At 45.2% G+C, this 270-nt stretch carries 1 protein-coding gene; it reads right to left on the bottom strand.

Annotation, left to right across the window (positions count from 1 at the left end; translation table 11 throughout):
• The coding region (locus tag AAEY75_RS15260) for an FHIPEP family type III secretion protein (RefSeq protein WP_352260056.1) at positions 1 to 270 on the bottom strand (270 nt) is incomplete at both ends.

The following is a 270-nucleotide window of genomic DNA, read 5'->3' as shown; positions in this document are numbered from 1 at the left end:
GGGTTAATCGCTAATTCATCACCATGTTTAAGCTCACCCTCACCACTTGATACACCCATCATGGTTATGCGGTATGCATTTGGGTCGAGTTCTAGATTATCGCGTATATGCACCGGCGGCACTAAAAAGCCCAGCTCTTGAGATAGTTTTTTACGCACTCCTTTAATACGGTTTAACAGCTCGCCACCTTGTGATTGGTCAACGAGAGGAATGAGTCGGTAACCGACTTCTAGACCAATAACATCAACTTGTTGAACATCATCCCAACCC

This window comes from Psychrobacter sp. TB55-MNA-CIBAN-0194, assembly GCF_040309505.1.
GTDB classification, from domain to species: Bacteria; Pseudomonadota; Gammaproteobacteria; order Pseudomonadales; family Moraxellaceae; genus Psychrobacter; species Psychrobacter fozii.
The sequence above is the reverse complement of the archived record's forward strand: the minus strand, read 5'-3'. Positions and strand labels throughout refer to the sequence as shown.